The sequence below is a fragment of the Paenibacillus sp. SZ31 genome, from assembly GCF_012912005.1.
Lineage (GTDB): Bacteria > Bacillota > Bacilli > Paenibacillales > Paenibacillaceae > Paenibacillus.
This window is the reverse complement of sequence record NZ_JABBEA010000009.1, coordinates 38,460-63,351: the sequence shown is the minus strand read 5'-3', so window position 1 is coordinate 63,351 and position 24,892 is coordinate 38,460. Positions and strand designations below refer to the sequence as shown.

General features: G+C 45.6%; 17 protein-coding genes and 1 riboswitch. Of the genes, 6 read left to right on the top strand and 11 right to left on the bottom strand.

Annotation, left to right across the window (positions count from 1 at the left end; translation table 11 throughout):
• The first annotated feature begins 2 nt into the window (after nt 1–2).
• The 4 genes from HF638_RS17710 (at nt 3) to HF638_RS17695 (ending at nt 5,225) form a co-directional block, all read left to right on the top strand.
• Nucleotides 3–2,408: an ABC transporter permease gene (locus HF638_RS17710; protein ID WP_169481396.1), complete on the top strand. Its 2,406-nt coding sequence runs from the start codon at nt 3–5 to the stop codon at nt 2,406–2,408.
• Between the two features lie 139 nt (nt 2,409–2,547).
• Nucleotides 2,548–2,781 carry a hypothetical protein gene (locus HF638_RS17705; protein WP_169481395.1) on the top strand — a complete coding sequence of 78 codons (234 nt, stop codon included), beginning with the start codon at nt 2,548–2,550 and terminating at the stop codon, nt 2,779–2,781.
• A gap of 272 nt (nt 2,782–3,053) precedes the next feature.
• A complete protein-coding gene (locus tag HF638_RS17700) occupies nt 3,054–4,019 on the top strand; it encodes a hypothetical protein (protein ID WP_169481394.1) in 966 nt (321 codons plus the stop codon).
• Between the two features lie 33 nt (nt 4,020–4,052).
• Nucleotides 4,053–5,225, top strand: coding sequence for a PQQ-binding-like beta-propeller repeat protein (locus HF638_RS17695; RefSeq protein WP_169481393.1), 1,173 nt, complete (start codon nt 4,053–4,055; stop codon nt 5,223–5,225).
• Between the two features lie 156 nt (nt 5,226–5,381).
• On the opposite strand, the gene mmuM is transcribed toward HF638_RS17695, so the two are convergent.
• The 9 genes from mmuM to HF638_RS17650 form a co-directional block, all read right to left on the bottom strand.
• Complete coding sequence (gene mmuM, locus HF638_RS17690; protein WP_169481392.1) at nt 5,382–6,452, bottom strand: homocysteine S-methyltransferase; 1,071 nt, start codon at nt 6,450–6,452, stop codon at nt 5,382–5,384.
• Complete coding sequence (gene mmuP, locus HF638_RS17685) at nt 6,430–7,842, bottom strand: S-methylmethionine permease (protein WP_169481391.1); 1,413 nt, start codon at nt 7,840–7,842, stop codon at nt 6,430–6,432. Before mmuP ends, mmuM begins: the two co-directional genes overlap by 23 nt.
• A 92-nt stretch (nt 7,843–7,934) precedes the next feature.
• Nucleotides 7,935–8,036, bottom strand: a riboswitch (SAM riboswitch).
• Between the two features lie 72 nt (nt 8,037–8,108).
• Entirely contained in the window at nt 8,109–9,311 is a 1,203-nt protein-coding gene (locus HF638_RS17680; protein ID WP_169481390.1) for a Ger(x)C family spore germination protein, read from the bottom strand.
• Nucleotides 9,308–10,408, bottom strand: a complete 1,101-nt coding sequence (locus HF638_RS17675) for a GerAB/ArcD/ProY family transporter (protein ID WP_169481389.1) — start codon at nt 10,406–10,408, stop codon at nt 9,308–9,310. Before HF638_RS17675 ends, HF638_RS17680 begins: the two co-directional genes overlap by 4 nt.
• A gap of 38 nt (nt 10,409–10,446) precedes the next feature.
• A complete protein-coding gene (locus tag HF638_RS17670; RefSeq protein ID WP_169481388.1) occupies nt 10,447–12,159 on the bottom strand; it encodes a spore germination protein in 1,713 nt (570 codons plus the stop codon).
• Nucleotides 12,160–12,308: 149 nt separating this feature from the next.
• Nucleotides 12,309–13,229 (bottom strand): methyl-accepting chemotaxis protein, encoded by a 921-nt coding sequence (locus tag HF638_RS17665; protein ID WP_348982115.1) that lies wholly within the window; start codon nt 13,227–13,229, stop codon nt 12,309–12,311.
• A 163-nt stretch (nt 13,230–13,392) separates the two neighbouring features.
• A complete protein-coding gene (locus HF638_RS17660; RefSeq protein ID WP_248278192.1) occupies nt 13,393–15,873 on the bottom strand; it encodes a bifunctional diguanylate cyclase/phosphodiesterase in 2,481 nt (826 codons plus the stop codon).
• 145 nt (nt 15,874–16,018) lie between these two features.
• Nucleotides 16,019–17,143, bottom strand: a complete 1,125-nt coding sequence (locus HF638_RS17655) for a response regulator (protein WP_169481387.1) — start codon at nt 17,141–17,143, stop codon at nt 16,019–16,021.
• Nucleotides 17,121–20,225: a hybrid sensor histidine kinase/response regulator gene (locus HF638_RS17650; protein ID WP_169481386.1), complete on the bottom strand. Its 3,105-nt coding sequence runs from the start codon at nt 20,223–20,225 to the stop codon at nt 17,121–17,123. Before HF638_RS17650 ends, HF638_RS17655 begins: the two co-directional genes overlap by 23 nt.
• Before the next feature lie 349 nt (nt 20,226–20,574).
• On the opposite strand from HF638_RS17650, the gene HF638_RS17645 reads away from it, so the two are divergent.
• The gene (locus tag HF638_RS17645) at nt 20,575–22,518 is read left to right on the top strand and encodes an NAD(P)/FAD-dependent oxidoreductase (protein WP_169481385.1); all 1,944 of its coding nucleotides are present in this window, start codon (nt 20,575–20,577) and stop codon (nt 22,516–22,518) included.
• Nucleotides 22,519–22,580: 62 nt separating this feature from the next.
• Here HF638_RS17645 and HF638_RS17640 read toward each other — a convergent pair whose 3' ends face one another.
• Together HF638_RS17640 and HF638_RS17635 are read right to left on the bottom strand one after the other, a co-directional pair.
• Complete coding sequence (locus HF638_RS17640) at nt 22,581–23,174, bottom strand: TetR family transcriptional regulator (RefSeq protein ID WP_169481384.1); 594 nt, start codon at nt 23,172–23,174, stop codon at nt 22,581–22,583.
• A gap of 153 nt (nt 23,175–23,327) precedes the next feature.
• Nucleotides 23,328–23,771, bottom strand: a complete 444-nt coding sequence (locus HF638_RS17635; RefSeq protein ID WP_169481383.1) for a VOC family protein — start codon at nt 23,769–23,771, stop codon at nt 23,328–23,330.
• Nucleotides 23,772–23,858: 87 nt separating this feature from the next.
• Between HF638_RS17635 and HF638_RS17630 the strand changes: the two genes are divergently transcribed.
• Complete coding sequence (locus HF638_RS17630; RefSeq protein ID WP_169481382.1) at nt 23,859–24,890, top strand: helix-turn-helix transcriptional regulator; 1,032 nt, start codon at nt 23,859–23,861, stop codon at nt 24,888–24,890.
• The last annotated feature ends 2 nt before the right edge of the window (nt 24,891–24,892 follow it).

The window sequence follows — 24,892 nt, the reverse complement described above, 5'->3', positions numbered from 1 at the left end:
CGATGGCGGTCATGTTTAAACTTAGCTTGTCGTATCTGAGTAAAAATAAAATCCAAAATTTGTTTATCACCTTGCTTATTTTGCTGTCTACACTACTGGTGTCCACATCTGTCATCATTCTGGCCAATACGGGTAACCAGTTCAAGGAAATGCATAGTCGGACCAACGGGTCCCATCAGATCTTGACGTTCGACAAAGGACTGAATGATCCCCCAACTGTGCATGACTGGTGGGCTGCCCAGAACGGTGTTCAAGTCTCACCTTTGCTTACTTACCGCATCTTGTCGGGCATCACTTTTGGCGGCACTGACATCCCTAACCTTTATCTGTACATGATGAATACCCCGCCTCCTCCGTGGAGTGTAGATGAACTTGTATTTGCAAGTGGTACACAGCATTCGGCTCCTGAACAAGGAAGCGTATGGATCCCAACTTCCATGGCGAATGGCTATAACATCGCTGTCGGTGATACCATTCAATTCAAAACTGGATCTACCACACTTGACCTCGCAGTCTCAGCTATTGTTGTGGATGTTCCTTATGGAGCACCGTTCACCAATACGGCAAGAATTTGGATGAATAGTATGGATTACCAAAATGATTTTAGTACGCTTGCAGGAAAAGATATTCACATGATGGGCATCCATTTTGATGATTACAGTACGAACTCCAGCTACTGGGATCGGTATACAAGCGAGACGGGTGCCCCATTTCTGGAAACCAAAATGGAATTTGAAAGTATCTCATCCTTTTATCTGATCATCAATCAGATCGTCGGGTTCATTATGATTTTCTTAGGGGCCGTCATGATGATTATTGCCCTCATTACGATTGGCTTCACCATATCCGATGCCATTCTGGCCAACTACAAAACGATAGGTATCCTTAAATCGCTGGGACTCACTTCCCGGGTCACCATTGGTACCTACGTCATTCAATATGCCCTGCTGTCCATCATCGCTGTTCTTCCCGGGCTGGTACTTAGCGTATTCGTCTCCAAATTCATCATCAACATCTCCGTATCGTCCCTGCGGACTGGCCAGGGTGATCTTCCAATTGAGGGCATTGGAGCTGCTATTGTTGTAGGGCTGCTGTTACTCGTCTTGGTTATTGCATTTGTCGTGTTATACGCCAGAAAAGCTCGTATGATCGAGCCTGTTCAGGCCATTCGGTACGGTATGTCGGAGAGCGACAATGTACGCATGGCGCGACGAATGAATTCACCGCTCGCAAATGCGGGCTCGTTTGGTCGACTGCCTATCTCTTTAGTAATCGGCCTGCGCAGTCTGATCAAAAACAGCAAAAGCTCTGTTTTAATAATACTGCTGACGTCCGCAGCTGCTTCCGTGCTTGTCTTCGGATATGTTGTGCTGAGCAGCATTACCGGAATCGATCAGACTGCAGCTAAATGGGGTTATGACAATGCAAACATTGCTGCTGTGGTGGTGAACAAAACAACATTTCCCAGAGCAGAGCTGCAAAACGTATTGGAAGAAGACCCTCGCATCAAAAATGTGGGCTGGCAAGGGAACATCACCGGAGTTATTCCCTCAGATATTTCCTCGCGCAATATAGCTAGTCAGTCTATTAGCCTTTATTTAGGCGTGTTGGATGGAAGCTATGAGGATTTCGGCTTCGAGACATTGAGAGGAAATAACCCTGAACGAGAAAATGAGATTTCAATCGGGGTCAGTGCTGCCAAGATGTTAAACAAGGATCTGGGAGACCTTATCGATATCTACATTGAGGGAGAAAAGCGTACGTTCATCATCTCGGGTATCTATCAAGCGATCTCCAACATGTCGGTATCCGGAAGAATCACAGCTCAAGCGGTTCGAAGCGTGAATCTGGATTACGGAGATGTAGATGTTGCATTTATTAATGTCATCGATCCTTCACAAGCAGGGGCAATTGCAGCCCAGCTAAATGAGCGGTTCAAAGACTCTGCTTCCATCGTCACGCAAAAAACGCTGCTGGATTCTGTTTATACAGAAGCAGCAAACATTCTCATATATCCCATGACCCTGATCGGTCTACTATTCCTCATAGTTACATTTATGATCATCTTCAGTACCTGCCGGATCAGCATTCGCAAAGAAAATAAGACGTACGGTATCTACAAATCGATTGGTATGACATCCGGCAGTATTCGGTCCTCTATTACACTCGGAGTCGTATTGTTATCCCTGATCGGTTCGATGTTTGGCGTTATTGCTGGCGTGTACCTTCTTCCAATGTTGCTTGAAAAGGTACTCTCCGGATATGGTATTGTACAAATCCCGTTGGTTCTGAATTGGTGGGGGATTATACTTTTCTCTTGTCTGAGTATCCTTGCAGCAGCTTTTGGCTCCTGGAGATCATCCAAGGTGATTCGTCAGGCATCCCCGCGCATTCTTGTCATTGAATAACATGTAGAAGACAATCATTAAAACACATGACAATATATTTCAACAAAACTCTAAATCCGACACAAAAATAGTCCTATATACCTAGCAATGATAGATATGATAGACTTAATGGCATACTATGGTAAAGGAGTTAATTTCTTTGTACAACAAAAATAAAACGAGTAAATTGTTGAAGTGGATCGCTTGGATTAGCGTCATTCTATCCATTATTGCCGGTATCCTCGTTGGGCAAAATGAGTTCAATGGCTTTCAATGGTCTTTGGCTCTTCCAGTTATGATGAACGGCATTGTAGCAGGACTATTGTTACTAGGTGTTGCGGAAATCATACGGTTAGTGCAGGATATTAAAAATGAAACGGTAGGTCCAGATTAAGTTTGACCTCGATCTTTCTTAAGGAGCTGTTTATTTTGAAATGGTTTTGTATTCGATTTTGTTTGTTGATCAGCATCCTGAGTCTAGGATTGTTGTCAGTAGACAAACCCTCAGCGTCAGCTAAAGCCAAGACCGTGCCACAGCTTGAATGGGTCAAGCAGGTCGATTCTGGCCAATGGGGGGATGGATTTACTCCGCATTACTTCAGACTGGATTCGTCCGGCAACCTAAACATTTTGGTGAGAAAGGTAGTGAACGAGGAGCTCACATACGTGGAGAATATTAATGGTGAAACCGGAGACATCCGATGGTCCAAGCCAGAATTCGACTATTGGTTAACCAGTGATGGTTACATGTATACTTTCAAGCCCGCTGAAACTGATGACTATGAAAGAAGATTTGATGATATTATTACGGTCTCGGATCTGACAACCGGTAAACCGATATGGTCCTCAATAAACCCTTACTTTCGTGAAGGTCGGTCTTCAGATTTCACCAAAAACGGAACAGCTTATTCTTTCACTTATCACAAAAACAAATATGCAACTCTTTATTATTATGATGAAAAGGGAAAACGAAGCAAAAAGTTCATTCTCCCCTATATGCAACACTACACAATAGAAGGCAATTTTATTTTAGGTCAACCGGGCAACAAAAGTCCGTATACTCACGTTTTTGATCTTTCTACAGGGAAGAAGCTAACGGTGCTGACCAATGAAACAACCTTGCCCTACGGGAATAGGGTTACGGACGATGGAACCCTAATAACCCGGAAGTTTATCAATAACCGTGAACTTGAGTTGAGGGCGTACTCGCCTACGGGAGCTTTGAAATGGAAGTATGATTTTTCTTTTAAAAAGGGGCCTCCCGAGATATTTATCATCCATGATCGTGTGCTGTATCTGGAACAAACCGCAGGCAATATCATGCTTATGAGTTCGGATGGAAAATTCATTACAGGAGTCAATGAAAATCCCTTCTACATGCAAGGTGAGCCAAATAGCCCTCTGAAAATGGCCATCGATTTACAGAGTTTTATGTACATCCAATACACGGAACAAGGAATAGAACTCGTGATTAGAGATTCAAATAATCTGAGAGAACTCTATCGGGTGTCGCAGAACGATTGGAACGATGTACGGTTTAATCGAGATGAACTGTTCCTCAACAAGCAAAATGAACTATTTTTCATACCTTCCGACGGGCAAACGATAAGAAAGTATCAGTTACTTCCATAATCCAGAGAACATTACATAAGGAGTCTACCAATCATGAGTTTAAAACGAATCAACTATTGGCTTATAGCCAGCCTATGCATCTTCCTTGCGATCCCATCCGAGCCAGCTCTGGCTAAAGATCTGCTGCAATTCCAATGGGGATATGATATTACCAACGGCGGACAGAGCGCAACAAGCTCATATTCAATGAAGAGTGTTACGGACGCCATGGGGAATGAAAGTCTGCTCGTAACTAAAGCAGGCAAGAATAATGATTATTATATCGACAGTGTGGATGCCAAAACAGGGAAACTCCTCTGGTCCATTCCAACGGACAACGAATACAAACTTTCCGATGATGGATATATGTTTATTTTTGCCGATAATCAAGTAAGTGCCAAGCATATAGCCACAGGTGAAATCCGTTGGACAGCACCTCTGCCCGGGCCGCCAGAAGATTTTTTGAGATACTACGGGCCTGAGTCAGCCTATCCAAGAGAGAATGGAAGTTTGTATGTGGTTGCGGACTCTGGTGATTTAAAAAGCAGTACACTCTACTATTACGATATCAACGGAAATTTAAGCCGAAATTTCAAGGTTCCATATTTTATTGAACAGATTACAGGAAATATGATCATCGGCAAAAAATTTAATGATCATCCCGATTTCTACATGAGCAGCCTGACCACAGGAAAAAAAATAAAAACGATTGCTGGTGGAAAAGGGTATAACCAGATTATGGGTCTATCCGATGATACATTGTTGCATTATAGTATTCACAAAAAAATTATGACGATAAAAGCATACAACAGTGCGGGGAAAATCAGATGGACAAAAAAACTTCCTTATATTGATTATTCAACAGAAATTGTTGCATTAAAGGATCGTTTTTTGTTTGTGGATGCTAAAAATAAACGAATTAAGTTATATTCATCTGCAGGTAAGTTAATCTCTGAGAAGGCATATCTGCCGATACCAACCACCTATAACAGCTATTGGATGCCTCTTCATATGGCAGTTGATGGTACAAGTTTTATGTTTACAGCAAAAAAGAATGGCAATGACGAACTTGTTATTATGGACACAAGCAATCTGAAGGTTTTGTTCACCTACAAGAAAAGCGAATTTGATCTTGAAAAGGAATTTCTATTTTTAAATAACACAACGGGCCTGTACATCATGAGCGACGAAGGTCGGACCTTAGTTAGCACTCAGTTAATTAAATAGCATAATCAGAAGCATCAGAAGAGGAATGTCCTCATGTTGATGTTAACGCTAAATCACACTGAAGAAGCCCTCACCAATCCAGTAATGGGTCGTGAGGGCTTCTTTATATTTGGTTGTATCTCTAGCTTTTCGGTGTACAACTCTATTTCAAGTCTTTTAACTCCGCCACTTCTTCGCAAGTTCACCAATCTGATGTGGCGTAGTGCGGCAACAGCCGCCAATAATCTGCGCGCCCGCAGCAACCCACTGCTCCGAAGCATCGCTCATGCTACCACAGGTCCCCTGTCCGCTCCACGTCTTCGTTGCTGCATCGTATACTTCTCCCGAGTTCGGATACACAATAACAGGTTTGTCACTGGCACGGCTGAGAATACCTACGGCTTCCGTCACCACTTCCATCGGAGCACAGTTCAGGCCAATTGCAGCAACCTGCGGCTCGGAGCCAAACGTCTGTGCACATACCTCAAGTGGTGTACCCTCGCTGATGCTTGTCCCGTCTTTTAAAGAAAAAGATAGCCAAGCATACGCATGAGGAAACTCCTTCAGTAAATCAACCAGCACCCGTGCTTCCTGCAACGAAGGAATGGTCTCAAACGCCAAAATGTCAGCCCCCGCTTCAATCAACGCCGCCATACGCGGACGGTGAAATACGGACAGCGTCTCATCCGATACCCCGTAATGTCCCACATACTCCGAACCATCCGCCAGATAGGCGCCATATGGCCCAACGGACCCGACAATGATTGGACGTGGACGAAGAAGATAATCTCCTTCGCGATCTACTGTACGATCTGTTATATGCTCCTCGTTCTCCACCGTCTCGGCACGTACCGAAGGAGCTTCTACAAGCTGACCTGTCGAACTTTCTCTCCCTACTAAACCACTCTGCACTTCTGCCCATACGTCATCTCTCGCCTGTGCAGCCAGTTCCACCGTCTTGCGAATCAGTTCAAGTGCTGCCTGTTCATCGATTCCTCTCATGCTGAAGCCATCCACCGTCGCCTGATAACTGGATGTAATCGCACAGTCGGCTCCTGATCGAAAATAATCTGCATGGACCTGAACAATAACATCCGGATTCTCAAGCAACACACGAGCAGACCATAGTGGATCATCCAGATCACATCCATGCTGTTCGAGTTCGGTTGCCAACGCTCCATCCAGAATCATGACCGGATGTTCACGAAGGATCTGTTCTATGGGATTAGTCTGTTGTGCTTGCGTCATGTAATTGTCCTCTTTTCTTGTTCGCACGTTCTGTCAGATAATAAGCGGCGTAACACACTGCGATAAATGGAACCCCACAATACAGTGCAATTCGCTGTGTCGGGTCAAAAGCAATACCTATGCATGAAGCCAGACATAATATAAATGAAATAATTGGTACAGCCGGGTACAGCGGTGTGCGGTAGACCAAATCTTTGACCGCATTTCCTTCCCGGATATACTGTCTGCGGAACATGTACTGGGAAGCGCTGATGCTCATCCATACCGCGACGACAGCCAGACCTGAAATGGAAACCAGTGTGATATACACGGTACCTGGCGCAATGATACTGGACAGCAAAGCCAGCGCACCACCAACCATACTGATCAGAAGTGCATTCAATGGCACACCCTGTTTGGTCAATTTGGCAAACCATGGAGAGATCGTTTTTTTATCAGCCAGAGACCAGAGCATCCGCGACGAAGCATACAGGCCTGAATTGGCAGCAGAGAGAATCGCCGTCAGAATAACAAAGTTCATAATGTCTGCTGCATAGGGAACTCCCACTCGCTCCATTACTGCTACAAACGGACTTTCCAGTACACTGGCATCCGACATAGGTAGCAAGGCAGACAAGATAACAATCGTTCCGATGAAGAAAATAACCAAACGCCACAGCGTTGTATGAATCGCTTTCGGTATCGTCTTCTCCGGATTCTCCGTCTCACCGGCAGCAATGCCGATTAACTCGGTACCGGAGAATGCAAAGTTTACAGCAAGCATAGTCATCAGTATCGCTGTAGCTCCATGAGGGAACCACCCGGATGCGGTAATATTTGATAGAAACGGAGCCGGTTCAGCATCCGCCATCGGAATGAATCCGAACATGGCTGCGCCACCGATAATAATAAAGACTACGATAGTCACTACTTTGACAGATGAGAACCAGAACTCGGATTCCGCAAATAATTTCACCGTTAAGGCATTGAACAGGAAGATCATTAGTGCAAAGAGCGCACTCCATATCCAAACATTTACCGATGGAAACCATCGCTGCATCAACAGTCCCGCGGCTGTAAATTCGGAGCCAAGCGCAACAGTCCAAGTTAACCAATACAACCAAGCCACCGTGTAGCCTGTTGCTGGGCCAATATATTTGGCTGCATAACTATGAAATGCTCCCGTCTCTGGCATGTGAACAGACAGTTCACCGAGACAGAGCATTACCAGATATACAACGATCGCTCCGATCAGATAAGACAAAATGGTTCCCATTGGTCCCGCCTGTTGAATCGTGTAACCCGAACTGAGGAATAAACCCGTTCCAATCACTCCACCGAGAGAGAGCATGACTACGTGCCGTGCCTGCATTTTCCGCTGAAAATGCCCTTTGTCGTTGTTGTTCTCCATACCTGCTGCTCCCCTACTTCTTCATCCAGAAAAAACAAAAAAGACCCACTCTTCCTAAAGAGTGCGCCGTTACTGACAAATAAAAACAAACGCTCCTATCTATCAGGCTTTCACCCGCTGGAATTAGCACAGTATCCTTCAGATCTGTTGCTGAGGTTTCTAAGGGCCAGTCCCTCCACCTCTCTGGATAAGAAAATGATTTTTTACTAATATAGCGATCTATCATGAATGTGTCAACATTTAAATAATAAATGTCCCACTCTACACTATTCGGTGGAAGACCCCGGATTGGTGATGGTGATCTTTACATCATACGTAATCGGCACAGTGCTAAAGATTTGGTCCCAATCATCTTTGATCTTCTTCCATGTTTTTGGTTCTTTGATACGCAAGCTATCTCGAAAATCCGCCACATCAGCTTTATAGGTATGCTGAATTTTGTATAACACCTGTCGAATCTGTTGTTCGGCCAGATCAGAAAATTCCTTTTCCAACTCTCTGAGGTAAGCACCTTTTTCCTCTTCCTCGGGAGCACGCCAGTCCTCCATCAGCCAGCCTTGGGATTCAATCTTCACATCGAATGAAATATCATTGCCAACCACCTTGGGAATGATTTTCACTTTTTTCTTCTTAATTTCATATACAACGGTGAATCCCTGTTTGTTGTGTGTCTTCAAGACCCCTCCTTGTTCTTTGGGCTTGAGCCACGATAAACCTTCCAGATCCGTTTGACTAAGTTCTCCGAGGAATTTGGTCGTTTTCCCATCGAATATGCTGCCTCCGGAGAACTTGTCCTCTCCATCCGAATTCAATACATTCTGGAGCAGGAAGCTGGAACCGGACTGCATTTGGGCGTCTAGCTTGGATAACAACACTGGTTCCAGGACTTTGTTGGATAGATACGAATTGTTCGTGATCCCTGTGAGATAGAAAGCTGGAATTCGAGAAGGGTCCTGCGAAGACAGCACATCTACCGCACGATGATGACTTATCAGTACGAGACAGTTGGGACGTATATCATTATCTCGGAGGACAAAATCAAGCAGTTGGTCCAAACCATATTTTTTGGCAATGTCCTTGGAGACGACGATAACCTTCAGATGATGTCCGATGAGAGGCCGATCCCGCCTTAACGCAAACTGACGAAAGATTTGCAACAAGGAATCTCCAGTAAGCTGTTCATTGGAATAGGATGTTTTGCCGGAAGAAGGCGAACCGGATTGCTGACTCGATTTACTGTTGGAGAAACCTGGAGCAATCTGCACCGTAGCGGTCACATAGTTCTTCTTTGGATATGTTCCCCCCTGATCAGCAATATCTTTCTCAAATTGGGTCTCTTTACCGACATCAATCCCAAGACCGACATAGAGACTTAGATCCTCTACCTCCCGGCTGCTCCAGCATCCGGATATCAACAACAGAATGCATAAGGCAGAGGCTACACGTAAGAACATACGGAATGGAATCATGCATGCTTGCCTCCTTTTTTGCGAATCAGACTTATTAACAGTAACACCAGAGGTAAAATACCAAATAAAAATACAGATGCATTGCCCAGCATATCCCCGAGTGCAAAGGTATCGTCCACCGTTTTGGGCATCATTGCCGTCAAATAAATAAACGGAAGCAGACCGTACATAATGCCTTTGATTTTTTTGGTGCGAAACAAGTCACGAATGCCCACCGAAGCACAGTAATGTGTAATCGCTGTTGTCGAAAAAATTTGCATAATCCAGATAACAAGCAACAAAGACTCAAATCGCTCAAATATCAGACCTTGAATCTCGAAACTTCTTACCAAATCCAGCGTTGGCCAGGTTCGAGTTTTGATCCCATCGAGCGATAAACTGCCTATAACCATCACAACCGTGATCAAATAAATAATGGTGGATACGAGTATCCCCCAACTCATCGCCTTATTGCTCTTCTTCGGATTTTTCATATAGGCAGTCATGATTAACATCACCTCATATCCCGTATATGACAGTAGTGAAGGCTTCAGTCCTTTGAAAACAGGCATAATCCCATCTCCGAGCACAGGTCTCAGATTACCAATCTCGAATAGCTGGTTACTAAGTAGAATTTCAATGACAAATATAATGATCGTAATCGGCAGAATGATCTCAAACACACGAACAATGACACCAAGTCCACCTGAGATCATATATATACCGATCCACATGAAGACCATCACAATCGGCCAAGTGGGGGTGCGTTCGAGTAGATACATTCCTGTCACATCAGCCATGACTCTTATTTCGAAAGCGGCAATGACCATGAAATACATAATCATGGCACCGCCCAGTATGTAAGCGATCCAGCTCCCCGTAATTTCACGGGTGAACTGGAACACGGTTTTCCCCGGAAATCTGCGACACAGGGTAACCATAATGATTCCGATACCAGTAATAATCAGTCCAGACAGGATGATGGAAATCCAGACATCTGGTGTTCCGACAGCCTTGCTGGTCGTTCGAGGTAACGTCAATATCCCGGCACCGAGCATGTAATTGACAATAATTACAACGGCCTGCGTCGTGGTTAGCTTTCCTTGGGAGTCACTCACTTTAGTTCACCTCCAGTCCTTCTGTAGATGCAATTTAATTATTTTTTTCGATCCTTATCTATCGGATTTGTCATCTTGGGACGCAACCTCATCATATTTAACGGAGCACGGATAACGAAATCCTTCCATTCATTCAAGTGATAAGGAACCGCTGGGGCAACATAGGGCACGCCAAAGCTCGAAAGTCGAGCCAAATGTGTACACACAAGCAGGAAGAACATAACTACGCCATACAGTCCAAGTATAGCTGCACTAAACATGGCGGCAAATCGCAGAATCCGCAACGTTAACCCTGCACTATAGACAGGAATCGTAAAGGATGAGATGGCTGTAACCGCAACGACAATGACCAGGAATTGGCTTATGATACCCGCCTGTACCGCTGCTTGCCCAATAATCAAACCTCCGACGATCCCCATCGCGGGCGCAATCGGCTTAGGCAACCGGATTCCGGCCTCCCTCAGAATCTCAATCGAAAGTTCCATGATCAGTACTTCAATGATCGAAGGAAACGGTACTCCCGTACGCGTTTCAATAATCGTCAATACCAGCTTGGTCGGGATAAGTCCCGGATGAAACGAGATAAACGAGATATACAGTGCAGGAGCAAGTAATGCCAGCATGGCGGCCATAAAACGCAACATTCGCAAAAAGGTTCCAGGAATCCAGCGTTCATAGTAATCTTCGGGAGATTGTAGCAACATGCTGAAGGTCACGGGTACAACCAGCACAAATGGCGTTCCATCCAATAAAATAGCCACCCGACCTTCCAGCAAAGCGCCAATGACCCGGTCAGGTCTTTCCGTATTCAGTACCTGCTGAAAAGGACTCAGGGTACTGTCTTCAATGAGTTGTTCCACATATCCAGATTCCAGCATCGAATCCATGTCCATCTCTTCAATTCGTTTGCAGACTTCAGCCACGAGATTGGGATCGGCAATATCCTGAATATAGGCTATCGCCAAATCTTTTTTGATCCGCGAACCTACTTCATACTTTCGAATAAAAAGACTCTGATCCGTACCATAACGACGCAGAATGCCTGTGTTATCGCTTAATTGCTCTGTAAAACCAATACGTGGTCCACGAAGCAATCCCTCTGACAAGGGTTCATTCATACCTCGTGTTTTGATCTTATGTGCTCCAATCAATAAAGCACCTGGCAAACCATCAACCAACAGTGCATTTTTACCAAAAAGCACGCCAACTGCGAGCTCTTGGAGAGACTTGGTTTCCTCAACCAAACTGACTGGAAGCAATTGATTTTGCAGGTATGCCGACAGTAAGTGTGCGTTGTCCGGATGAAGGAAACCCTCCTGCTTAAGCAGAGGAATACCTTCTAACATCAATGGTGTAATTAAATGATCATCAACTAAGTCCTGATCTACCAGGCCTTCGGTATATATGACCGCAGCCCGTGTATTCGTACCCCTAATGGTAAATTCTCGAATATGCACATCTGAATTGAGTCCAAAGCTTTCTTTTACACTAGTCAGATTTGTATTGTACTTTTCAGTTAATTTAATATTGGCATAGTTACCTGTTTCGGTTCCCTGACCCTGCCCTGCCGCTGCTGGCGAGATATCCTTCGAGGATATGGACGGTTGCTTCGAACGAGAGAAGCTTCCACGCTTAATGGCAGCATTGATCCAGCGCATGGTCAAGGTAATGCCAATCGGAATGATAAAGACCAAGAATGCCTGAATCCATATGGGACTTTCCGGCACGTAGGACACAATTGTTGACCACATGTTCCCACCCCAACATTTCTCTGCATGACGAAGCTGCAGGTATTCCCAAGTATTGTGTCCCCGTTTGATCACAATAATTCCCGTTTTTTTATGTACAGAACGACAAAAAAACGGTTCCTGTATAAGGAACCGCTATCTGCAATATATTATTATACGATTCTGGTCACATGCTCTGCTTTGGCATCCAGCAAGTGAGCTGAGGCAGCAATGGCCGTAAAATCATTCAAAGCGATCTCAATCCGCTTCTGGCTCTGCTCGACATATTGCTCTACCTTTTTTGTACCGCCTGTGATATTACTAATCTCCTTCGTTATTCCAGTCACACTATCTCTAATCTCATTAATCGAACTTTCCACCATTGCGGACAGTTTCTTTACTTCCTTGGCCACGATATCGAATCCTCGTCCGAATTCTCCTGCATGTGCAGCCTCAATGGCAGCATTTAACGCAAGCAGCTGCGTCTGTGATGAAATCTCGCGTATCGTTCGAACCACTCCTTGAATCGATCCAGCCTGTTCCTGCAAATGAGTCAACGTTGCACGGTTAGAAGCTGACACCTCTGAGATATAGGAGATGCTGGACATTAATTCCTGGCTGCGTTCAATCCCTACATCTGCCTGCCCATTTAGCTCATGAGACATGCTTTTCAATTCATTCACCACGACTGAGATATTGTTCTGACGATTGGTAATGTTAGTGGCGATTTTGGAGACACCCAGTATTTTTTGATTCTTCTCATCAAAGACCGGCATATAGGTCGCCTCAAGCCATACGGAATTTCCCTTTGCATCCTTGCGTTCAACCTTGTCCTGGAAGCTAACACCATTAAATATGCTATTCCAAAAAGCGTCATAGTCCGGGGTGTTCACAAAATGGCCGAAGCATAACTGCTGATGCTTCATGCCATACATCTCATCTACGGAATATCCCATCGTCTGGGCAAAGACTTCATTCACATACGTTACCCGTCGATCCAGATCGAATCGAATGATAGCCAGACTTTTCTCCATCGCCTTGATAACCAGTGCATCGGTGACAACATCTTTCTTTTCCATATCTAATATAGGCACTTGATAACCCCCACAGTTCATTCCATAATAAACAGCCTTTTACCAGCAAAACAACGAGCATAACAACATATGTATCCATCAGGTTCTAAATGACTCTACTATTGATACCCGATTTGCAGAACTTTGGATCACCTGTTGCCGTTTATTTTATATGTGTCATCTTTCAGAACGTCAATACGTTACCCGACCGCTGGGGCAAAAAGAAAATCTGCTCCACCTCATCCGCTGGCAATGGCTTGCTGTAGTAGTACCCCTGTACCTCATTGCAATCCTGCTCGGTCAGAATATCCAGTTGTCCCTTCGTTTCAATGCCTTCTGCAATGACATCCATATTCAATTGTTTCGCCATTGTAATCATAGTCGAAACAATGGCTCTATCGCTATGATTAACCGCAATGTCCTGGATAAAAGAGCGGTCAATTTTCACTTTGTGAATCGGAAACATTTTTAGATAACTAAATGAACTGTACCCTGTTCCAAAATCGTCCAAGCTGATCCGGATTCCAAGCTCGGTTAATTGATTCAGAATTTCAATGGAAGCGATCGCATCCATCATCATGCTTTCCGTGATTTCCAATTCCAGATACTGCGGGCTCAAACCCGTTTCAAATAGAATCTGACGAACCTGTTCCACCAGATTGGATTGATGGAATTGCTGAGAGGACAGATTCACGGATACCGGAATCAAAGGTCCCCCTGCATCATGCCAATTCCGCATCTGAACACAAGCTTCCCGGAGCACCCGATTACCCAGCTCAATAATCATACCCGTCTCTTCTGCAACCGAGATGAACGTGCCGGGATACAATAATCCACGGGTCGGATGATTCCACCGTACCAAGGCTTCGACACCAATCATGCTGACTTCACTTGTCTGAATCTGAGGTTGGTAATGTAACACGAATTCCCCTCGATCCAATGCTTTTCTAAGGTCATTCTCCAAAATCATTCGTTCCCGCAACTCATGATGCAATGCGGCAGAGAAGAACTGATATCCGTTCTTGCCATTTTTTTTCACTTCATACATGGCCGTATCTGCATGCTGCAGCAGTTCTACAGCATCTTGCCCATGGTCCGGAAATACGGCGATACCAATGCTGCCCGTAACATAAAACTCGCTCTCTTTTAGATAACAGGGCTTCGCAATCGCCTGAATGATGCGTTCCGCCAAGCGGGTGATATCTCCAAGATTAGTGTACTGATGAACAAGAATTGCAAACTCATCTCCACCCATTCGGGCAACCGTTACATCCTCACCATTCAGTTCATCCTTAATCCGTCGGCTCATCTCCTGCAGAAACAGATCTCCATAGATGTGTCCAAGTGAGTCATTAATAACTTTGAATCGGTCAAGATCAAGAACCATGACGGCAAACTGCTTTTGCTCATAACGATGCGACTCCATCGTTTCCGATAACCTCTGATTAAACATTCTGCGATTGGGCAGTCCAGTCAATTCATCGTGAAAAGCCAGGTGATAGTTTCTCACCTTTACACGTTTTTCGTCCGTGATGTCCTTCATGATGATATAATTTCCCACCACCTGCTTATCTACAATGACGGGTGCGAGCACAACGCCAAGTTCAACCCGTTCCTGATTGGTGCTATAGATGACAGTCTCGTACTTCATCTCTTCACCATCCGTAGCACGTCCGAACATATGCCTGATGCGTTCCCGATCCTCCTCCACAACCATGGTTAAAAGGGCACTTACGGATTGATCTTTTAATTGTTTCTCCTTAATGCCACCAATTCGGGCTGCTGCCGGATTAATTCCAACAATTCGCATGTGAAGATCGATGGAAATAATACCATCCTGATTATGCTCGTAGAGCGATTTATACCATTTTTCATTCTCTTTCTTCTCCGACTCCTGTTTGGAAAACAGTCTTGATATGTACAGACTAACAAGCGACAATCCCAGCGTAAATAACGTACCCATGGAAATAAAATAGGCCAGACGCTTCTGGTCCAAAAGCATGTTTAATGAAGATATGACCCTGTTCGGGGGCATGTCCGATTCAATATGCACTGCCATCATACCTGTATAATGCATGCCCGCAATGGCCCCTCCCATAATGAGGGCACTTCCAACCTTTTTCCAGACATCATGACGTGTACCCGATTTAAGAAAATATAACGATAACCACAGGGCTGTAATTGAAGCAGCACACGCAATCACGACCGATAACACGACATACATGGCATCGTATCGAATCTCCACCTGCATCGCATACATCCCGATATAATGCATCAACACGATACCGAGAGCAAACAGACAGGCACCGCCCAATAACTGTAACAGTGATAGTCTCTGCCGAGAGACCACCAGTAACGCCACCAAAGATGCCACAATGGCTACAGCCACGGAGATCAGCACAATGACAAGATCATAAGAAACGGGGAATGGCAGTGACATCGCCATCATGCCGACAAAATGCATGGACCAGATGCCCATCCCCATGACAATTGCGCCAAAACATAGCCATAACCAACGACTTCTACCGCTGGCTTTGTTAATTCTGCTCGTGAGGTCCAGAACGTTATACGAAGCCGCAACAGCAATCAAATATGAAATCAGGACAAGTACGTTATCATGTGAACCCATGCCATGTTGAATACTGTGTTCCAGTGTATGTTCCATTATCGATGCCTCTCTCTACATGTTACTTATTTCATTATAGAACATCGATTTGAAACATTTCTGAAACCTGAACCATAAGTCCCAGTCAAAATAACTTTCGAAAGCAGTGGACCATAAAAAAACCCACTTGCAAGGACAAGTAGGCTTAGGTTGAACGATTGGATTTCCAGCTTTCGAACCATTCCTGAACAGCCGGATGAGGCAGCATGTCCATTTCCTGACTCAACATACGGCATAACTGGCTATACTGAACCTCGACCGAACGTCGATCACCGAGTCGATGATACAGGTTCATCAAAACCACATATATATTTTCCTCATCAGGCAACATGCGCTGTATTTTGAGATAATGTGCAACCGCATCTTCATCCTGCCGGGCACCGATATAATAATCAGCGATTTGCTTCTCATGGCGAAGCCAGAGATTGCGCAGTCGGCGTCGCTCCATTTCGGCCCACAGATACGTTGTTTCCCCCAGATATGGACCTTTGTAGAGAGACGAAATCTGTAAATGAAGATCCATCGTTAACGCTGTAACGGCAGGCGCTTCTGCTACCCTTTTCTCCCACGTGTCCATATCCAGGGATGCCCCGTTCAATTGCAGCATATATCCTTCATCGAGGTTGGAAATCTGGATATTAACCTGCTCCGACTGTAGTTGTTTGCGAATCTGATAGATGGCTGTGTAGAGCTGGGTTACTCCGCGTTTCCATTCAATCTCAGGCCACAACTGTTCAAGCAGCACCTGCTTGCGAACAGGTTTATCTCGATATTGCAGCAGGAACGAGAAGAGTTCCTGGGCTTTGAATGTCTTCCATCTTATGGTGATGGGCGGGCTCCCCGCCTTTTCAAACTGCAGTGGACCAAGGCAATGAAGCATAACCTGCGAATCCGGGAATCGTTCGGTAGGATCAGACGTTAGCAACAATCGATGAATCGTCTTCTCCAGCCGCTCTGTCTGCAATGGTTTCAGCAGATAATCCAGTGAATTGAGTTCAAACGCCTTGACTGCATATTCATCATATACCGTGACAAACACAATTTTGGTCGCTGGAAGTTGTTGCAGAATACGCTCAGCCAGTTCAATCCCGCTCATTTCAGGCATCTCGATATCCAGAAAAACGACATTCGGTCGAACCTGTACGATATGCTCGAGAGCCTGTCTGGGACTGCGGTATTTCCCGATAATGTCCAGATCGCTAATACGCTCCAGTTCCTCCGCAAGATGATTCAACGCGAGCGGTTCATCATCCACCAGTATCGCTTTCATGAAATCCCACCTTTTCTATTGGAAGCCGGACTTGAATCTCGGTTCCCTGTTCGAGGGAACTATGTATGAGCAGTCCCCATCCGAATAGCTGTTTGAGTCGACGCTCAATATTTCGGATGCCGATTCCACCTTCGACCGTTGGCCCCTCCATAATCCGTTCCAGTGTTTCCGTCGGCATGCCTACCCCGTCATCCTTCACCGTAATCAGGATGAATTGTTCATCCCGCGTAACCCGAATCAGAATACGTCCCCCCTCAGCACGTCGCATAATACCATGACGTACGGCATTCTCCACCAAGGGTTGAATGGTCAGCGGAGGGACTCGGAAGTTTGTTGAGGTCAACACTTCAATCTTAAAGTCCAGCCAATCGTCAAATCTTACCTTTTCAATATGTAGATAGGACTGCACCAATTTTAACTCCCGATCGAAAGGCGTCAGTGGATTCGTGTTGTCAAAGCGGAAGCTTTCCCGCAGGTAATTCCCCAATTCATTGAGCAGTTCATTCATCTGTGCAGGTTTGCTTTTGCTTAGTGCTGCAATGGAATTCAGAGTATTGAACAGAAAATGCGGCTTGATCTGCGCCTGTAGAAAGGCCAGCTCCATGCGAATGCGTTCAGCAACGGAACGTTTCATCTGTAGCAAGGTACGTACACGGACACGAAGTTCGGAACCTTCCACCGGTTTGCGCAGAAAATCATTAGCCCCGGCTAATCCGGCTTCCAGCGCGCGATCCCCTTGCCATGCAGAGATCAGTAACAGAATGGGTAGTTCAAACATGGTGAACTGTTCACGGATTTTGCCACATATAACGGTACCTGATATGCCAGACAGCGTGCGGTTTACGATAATCAGATCCATTTCATCCAATGGATGCATGCCCTGCATGATTTCTTCCGGATTTCTCACCACAGTCACACGATAATCATCCAGATTCAGAATAGGCAGTAGCAGATTCAAATTCAGCGCATCATCATCAATAATCATAATATGGTACACACTGGATATAAATCGATTACTTCGGTTCAATGACATATTCAGAATACGGTTATCAACCAACTGAACTGCCGCCTTCTGCTCAACCATAGACGACAATAGAGCTTGTGTTTCATCTCTGGACGAATCTGCACTTAACGGTAGCGTAAGTATAATATCCATTACTCCAGATTCACTGTCGGGTACATATACCTTCCCATGATGCAATTCTGTTAGAGCTTTGACCAGATATAACCCTGGAGCATCCGAATTGTGATGCATATGTGCATGATCCTGATCCAGCCTGGATTCGAACAACGCACGGGTAAGCGCGATCTGCTCCAATGAAATGGCGCCCCCCTGCATATGGACACGAACTTCAACCATCCCGTTCACTACTGAAGCTTCAACCTGGATGGTACCTGTAACGGTAACCTTCAAGCTATGCTGGAGCACACCTGCCAGAATCTGATGCAAGCGTTGCTCATCGGCAGCTACTCGTGGCAATGTCTTGTCCACATGGCTTGTAATTACTATGGAATGGTCATATACCATATATCGGACACGTTCCACCACTTCATCCACTAATGCATAGAAATCAACGGACCGGATCGTCAAATATATTTGCTGCTCACGAATTTGCGAGAAGTCGAGTATATCATCCACCATGCTGCGCATCATCCACCCCATCGATGTAAGCAATTGCAGATCCTGTCTCTGGTCAGCTGTAAGGTGATGGTCTGATTGAAGCCGTGCATCAGCGATACTAATCAGAGCCTGAAGTGGAGTCTTCATTTGATCCGAGATATTCGCCATGAATTCATTCTTGAACCGCTCGACACGCTTCATCTCAAGGGATAGTCGCTTCAAGCGTCTATAAGTCAGTACAAATTGCTGCACAAACATCAGGATAAACAAACCCGAGAAGAGAAAGACCTGAATAAAGTACCAGTCACCCATGTGGGTGAGACCGAGCTGCAATAAGACGTTGGACCAGCTATGTGCGGCAAACATAAAAAAGGCCAAAAACCGATGTCCAGCAACTGGATCGCCACCTCGGAAACTCCGAAGCAGGATCACTAAAGAGTAACTATACACGGCCACATTTTGGATCACTAGTACCACGACCAGATGTGACACCATGTCAATCGGCAATATCAATAGCAAAATAATGAATGCCGCATTGAAAATGTACACCGCGTATCTCACCCAACGTCTAATTACCGTTTCCAATTGACAGGCGACAAACATAAACATCCAGAACGTAAGGCCGACGATCGACAGAAAATATACAATGAAGCCCGTAGCATATGTAAGGTCAGGCCATAGCCAGAATAATAATCTGGTTCCCTGATACGAGCTGGTGACCATCATGCTAATGAAAAAAAGGGACATATAGATCCAGCCGCTTCGCGGTGACTGATAATGCATAAATCCAAAAATCATACTCAGAAAACCAAATACAACCAGAATACCAAATTCGAAAGCCACATTCCTCTGCTGCGATTGGTATATAGCATCCATACTGCCTATTTGAATGGGTTCAATCATTCCCCCGCTATTCGCAAAATCATAATTGGCTACCTGCACATCAATATTCACTTCGGAACCGCTTATCTCCGTATGTGAGATATAGGGCTCTACTTGGGGACGATATTGTCCGGCGCTTGTCGAGACAACTCCGTTCGAACCAATCTGCACCCCGTTGACAAACAACGTGTGGGATGTACGAATTAAGGGAACACGCAAGGCAATCTGCTGTGCAGATTCTCCTTCGGCATCCAGCAATATTTTCAAACGATACGTCCCATACCCGAACGCCCCCTTGTGAAGATAAGGTTCAATGGCCGACCGCCAATTGCCAGGAACGGTAGCGATATATTCATGAGCGCTCGTCTTCTCTGTTCCATCCAGCAACTGCCCCGGATAAAACAGCCACTCTCCATTAAGGGCGATATCGCCCTCTTGCAAACCTCCGACCTGACGCAGATCCAGTACCCCTTCATGCGCCTTCGGAGCATGCTCTTCCTCCAGAAACGAGAGTACATTCAGTGCGATAAACAAGGCAACGACACCTATAATAAATGTAATAAAACGTGTGCGACTCAATAGCTTATCCCCATCCGTTAAACGTAACTGTGATTAATCATGTAGTGACAGAACATCCTTCCGATCGCGTCTACTTGTACGTATCGTAACACAAAGCATAGTAGCATACACTTTTGTATTGCATCGCCAAGAGCAAGTCCCTCTGTTATTCCAGATGATTCGTAACCTATACTCTGCTCCATAAATGTAGATAACATGAATTGATTGTGATTTTTTTCACTTATAATTTGTCGTTGAACGTTTACGATGGGTTTATCACTTATATTACTCGCGAGTAACCTATGTTACTATCCAATATTTCTGTCTATTCAATTCATCCAATACTTACCAACAACAGGAGGACACACACATGAATCATCCTTATGAAAAGCTGTTCACCCCATTCCGCATCGGAACGATGGAAGTAAATAATCGAATTGTCATGTCCCCTATGGGGACCAATTCAGCTAGCCCTGATGGTCGCATCTCTCTGGAAGAGATCGATTATTATGAGGAACGCGCCAAAGGCGGCGCGGGTATGATCATCCTTGGTGCCCAATTTTTGACCGAAGATCTAGCTCAGGGCGTGTTGGAAGGCATTGTGGAGAAGGATTATGTCATTCCATTGCTCACGGATCTGGTCGATGCAGTCCAACGTTATGGCACCAAGATTATTGCTCAGCTCAGCTGCGGCACCGGACGCAACGCCCTACCCGACCGTTCAGGGAAACCTCCCGTATCGGCTTCAGCCATCCCTGCCATCTATAATCCGGAAGTTCTGTGCCATCCACTTACGGTGGAAGAAATACAGACCATTATGGAGCAATTCGCCGATTCGGCAGCCAGATTGAAAAGGGCGGGCTTTGATGGGATCGAAATTCATGCCCACGCCGGTTATTTGATCGATCAGTTTATGTCACCGATCTGGAACAAACGTGAAGATGAATATGGCGGCACGACAGAGAAACGCATGCGATTCGCCGTTGAGATCGTACAGGCGATCCGCCAAGCTGTGGGTCCAGACATGCCCATTTTGTTCCGGATGGCACTGGATCATCGCTTTGAAGGCGGACGTACGGTAGAGGACAGTCTGGAGATGTTGCAGATTCTCGAACGTGCTGGCGTAGATGCCGTTGATATAGATGCAGGTTCCTACGAAAGAATTGATTACATTTTCCCGCCAGCTTACTTGGGTGATGCTTGTATGGATTATATGTGTGAACCTGCTCGTCAGGTTGTGAACATTCCCATCTTGAACTCGGGGAGCCATACACCGGAGAGTGCTGTCCGCTTAATCGAATCCGGGAATGCTGACTTCGTCATGTTTGGTCGCGCATTGATTGCCGATGCCGAGCTTCCAAACAAACTGCGGGATAATGTGCGGGAGGATATTCGTCCTTGTATTCGTTGTAACGAGGAATGCATCGGTCGGATTATCGAACGGAATACCAAAATCAGCTGTGCAGTTAACATTCAGGCAGCGAACGAGAAACGTTTTGCGATTCACAAGGCGGAGACTGCCAAGAAGGTCGTTGTTGTAGGCGGTGGACCATCCGGTCTGGAAGCAGCACGTGTAGCAGCACTCAAAGGCCATGAGGTTACACTGTATGAAAAAAAAGCCACTGTCGGTGGACAGGTCACCAGTGCAGCAACCCCGGAATTCAAAGGCCAGTTGCGCGCCCTGATTGGCTGGTATGAGCGGCAGTTAACCCAGCTTCACGTGAAAGTGAAGTTAAATCATGAGGTCAAGCCGGATGATCCGGCACTTGAAGCAGCTGATCATATTTTCATCGGTGCAGGAGCAGTACCTCTTGTGCCTCCAATCCCTGGAATCGATAACGATAATGTCGTGGGAGCCATTGAGGCCCATTTACAAAAAGAACTTGTGCGCGGCGAACATATTGTCATTACTGGTGGGGGTTTAACAGGTTGCGATCTGGGACTTGAGCTGGCTATGGAAGGCAAAAAAGTCACCATCATCGAGATGCGCCCGGAAGCGGGGCAAGATGTGATGTACATTAACCGTGCAGCACTGATGCCTATGCTCGATAGCTACGGAGTGACCATTCTCGGTGGACACAAGGTCCTCTCCTTTGAGGCTAATGGGTTACATGCAGAGAAAGCTGATGGTTCCAAAGTGTTCATTGAAGCAGATACGATCATTAACGCCTTTGGGATGAGAAAGAATACAACGATCGCTGAGCTGATCCGAGCCAAGTTCGGAACCAAGACCAGCCTCATGGGCGATTGTGTGAAGATTGGCAAAGTAGGTACTGCCGTTCGTTCTGGTTTTTACGCTGCGAGTGCCATATAGCTTCATATATAATAAGAGCCAGACTCCGATAATCCGGGTCTGGCTCTTCCTATTGAACTCATTTAGCTTCGCTGCTGCATGTCCAATATGCCGTAGAAAAAGAGATCCTGCGTCTGCCGTGCCAACTGCGAAGGCGTTTCGCGACCAGGCAACAGCTTAATCAGGGTTAAGCGTTCAATGATAGCAAGTAGACATTCCGCGAAGAAAATCGCATCGAGATCCTGCCGATAATATCCGGCTTGCTGTTCTTCAATCAGATTTTGTTCCATGAGCCCGGCAATCTCAGCCTTGATGCCCACGGACTCCGGGGACAGATACAATCCAATTCGGGTCAATGCGGGATTCCGTCCTAGGAATCGGTAGATCTGCTCCAACGAGGCCACGACCGCTTCCTTGAGGTCCTCCCTATTCTTTCCCGGCCCGATATGACTATCGCGCACTGCCTGACTGAGGCCATTACGAAAATCTGCCACCAGCTCCGCAAAAGCTGCTTCTTTGCTCTCAAAGTACAGATAGAATGCAGGTTGTGTTAACCCAGCCCGAGCAACAATTGAACTTATTTTGGTCTGATAGAACCCACTCAATGCAAACTCCTCTGCTGCTGCCTCCAGGAGACGAAGCCTGCTCTCTTTGCCAATAGCGCCTTGTTTCCTCACTTCAACCCCCAGCCCCTCTCTGCTCAGACACCCTGCTCTGTTGTCCAAACCTCTACTGAAGATTATACCTAATCTATGGGACTACTGAAGTGAAGCTTTAGTGATGAATGTTCACTTGAGGCATAAATGAATGAAACGGCTCCTCACCTCATTCTAAAAATCATGCACCGTCACACACAGTTGAATCGCAATACCAAACGGGTCCCGCACAATGCCGTATCCTGGGCTGAATTCATTTTGCTCGTAAGGTACCAGTACTTTCACACCCTCATGTTGCACCAAAGAATGATACAATTGATCGATTGTAGATTTATCCTTGGATTGGATACATAATGATGTGCTGTTTCCCAGCTGCCATGCTCTCTCCGTGTCCATTGCTTCTTCCGCAATCATGATCTTGTTGACCCCAATCTCTAGTACCGAATGTGTAATATATTCATCTTGACCGGCAGGGTACTCGAAGCCCGGGTTCATCTCCTTCATCTCTTTATAACTTTTCTTGAATATCACCTTGGCGCCCAGAAACTCCTCATAAAAAGCAATGGCTGCCGCCGCATCCCCGTTCATCGACAAAAATGGTATGATTTCAAAATTCATTATATTGCCTCCTTGTTCCTATTGGATTACACTTATCACTATAACTACGAAAGGTGCCAATCTATGGCACCATTAAGAGGTTTCGATATGAAAAAATTAGAACGCATGAACCAGATGCTGCGCTATATTAATCAAAAACAACAGTTCACCCTGCAAGATCTTATGCAGGAGTTCCAGATCTCCAAGCGAACCGCGTTAAGAGATATCGCTTCATTGGAAGAGTTGGGTGCGCCCATCTATGTCGAATATGGACGCTACGGCGGATATCGACTGCTACAACAGATGCAGCTGCCTCCCATTTCGTTTAACACGGGGGAGCTTCATGCCCTTTATTTTGCGATGCAGGCCCTCCGCAGCTTCTCCAGCTTGCCCTTTCAGGTCTCTTTCCGTACTATTCATGAGAAATTTATGAGCGCATTATCCGACAAGCAACGACAGGATATTGAGAATATTCAACACCGGGTTTCCTTCCGACATACGGAGCAGATTCGCGATAGCGAGCATTTGGAGTTTCTGTTAATGGCTGCAGTGCAAAATATAGTGATCCTGATTACGTATCCTGATCAACGGAGATCACCTGATACAGGGCCGTCTCCTGTCAACCTTTCTGATCCTGAGACATCGGATTCACCATCTCGCACATCAAGCTTCACCATCCGTACCATTCAACCCATCGCGCTCTATGCCAAGAGGGGCTACTGGTATTGCCAGGCCTATGATCTGAATAAACAAGCATACCGAGTGTTCCGCTGCGACCGGATCACTTCAGCTGAAACATCGGAGATTGAACCTTTAACTCATGTAAAGGAACTCTATTCACAGGATGTCCAATCTTTATGGAAACCATCTGAACAAGCAATTCCATTCAAATGCCTGATTGATGATGCCGGGATGGAGCTATTCCAGCAAGAACATTTTCCATCTATGCAGATCATGCACGTCAATGAACCGGGAAGTGAATCGGCACAAATGCTTCTTGTCGGTTCGTATGAGCCTCATGAAATTGATTTCATCACTCGGTACCTCACAGGATTCGGCAAATCCATTAAGATCATGGAACCGGACACGTTAAAAGAATCATTACGGCAGTACTATATGGACTTGTTAGATCATGTATAAAG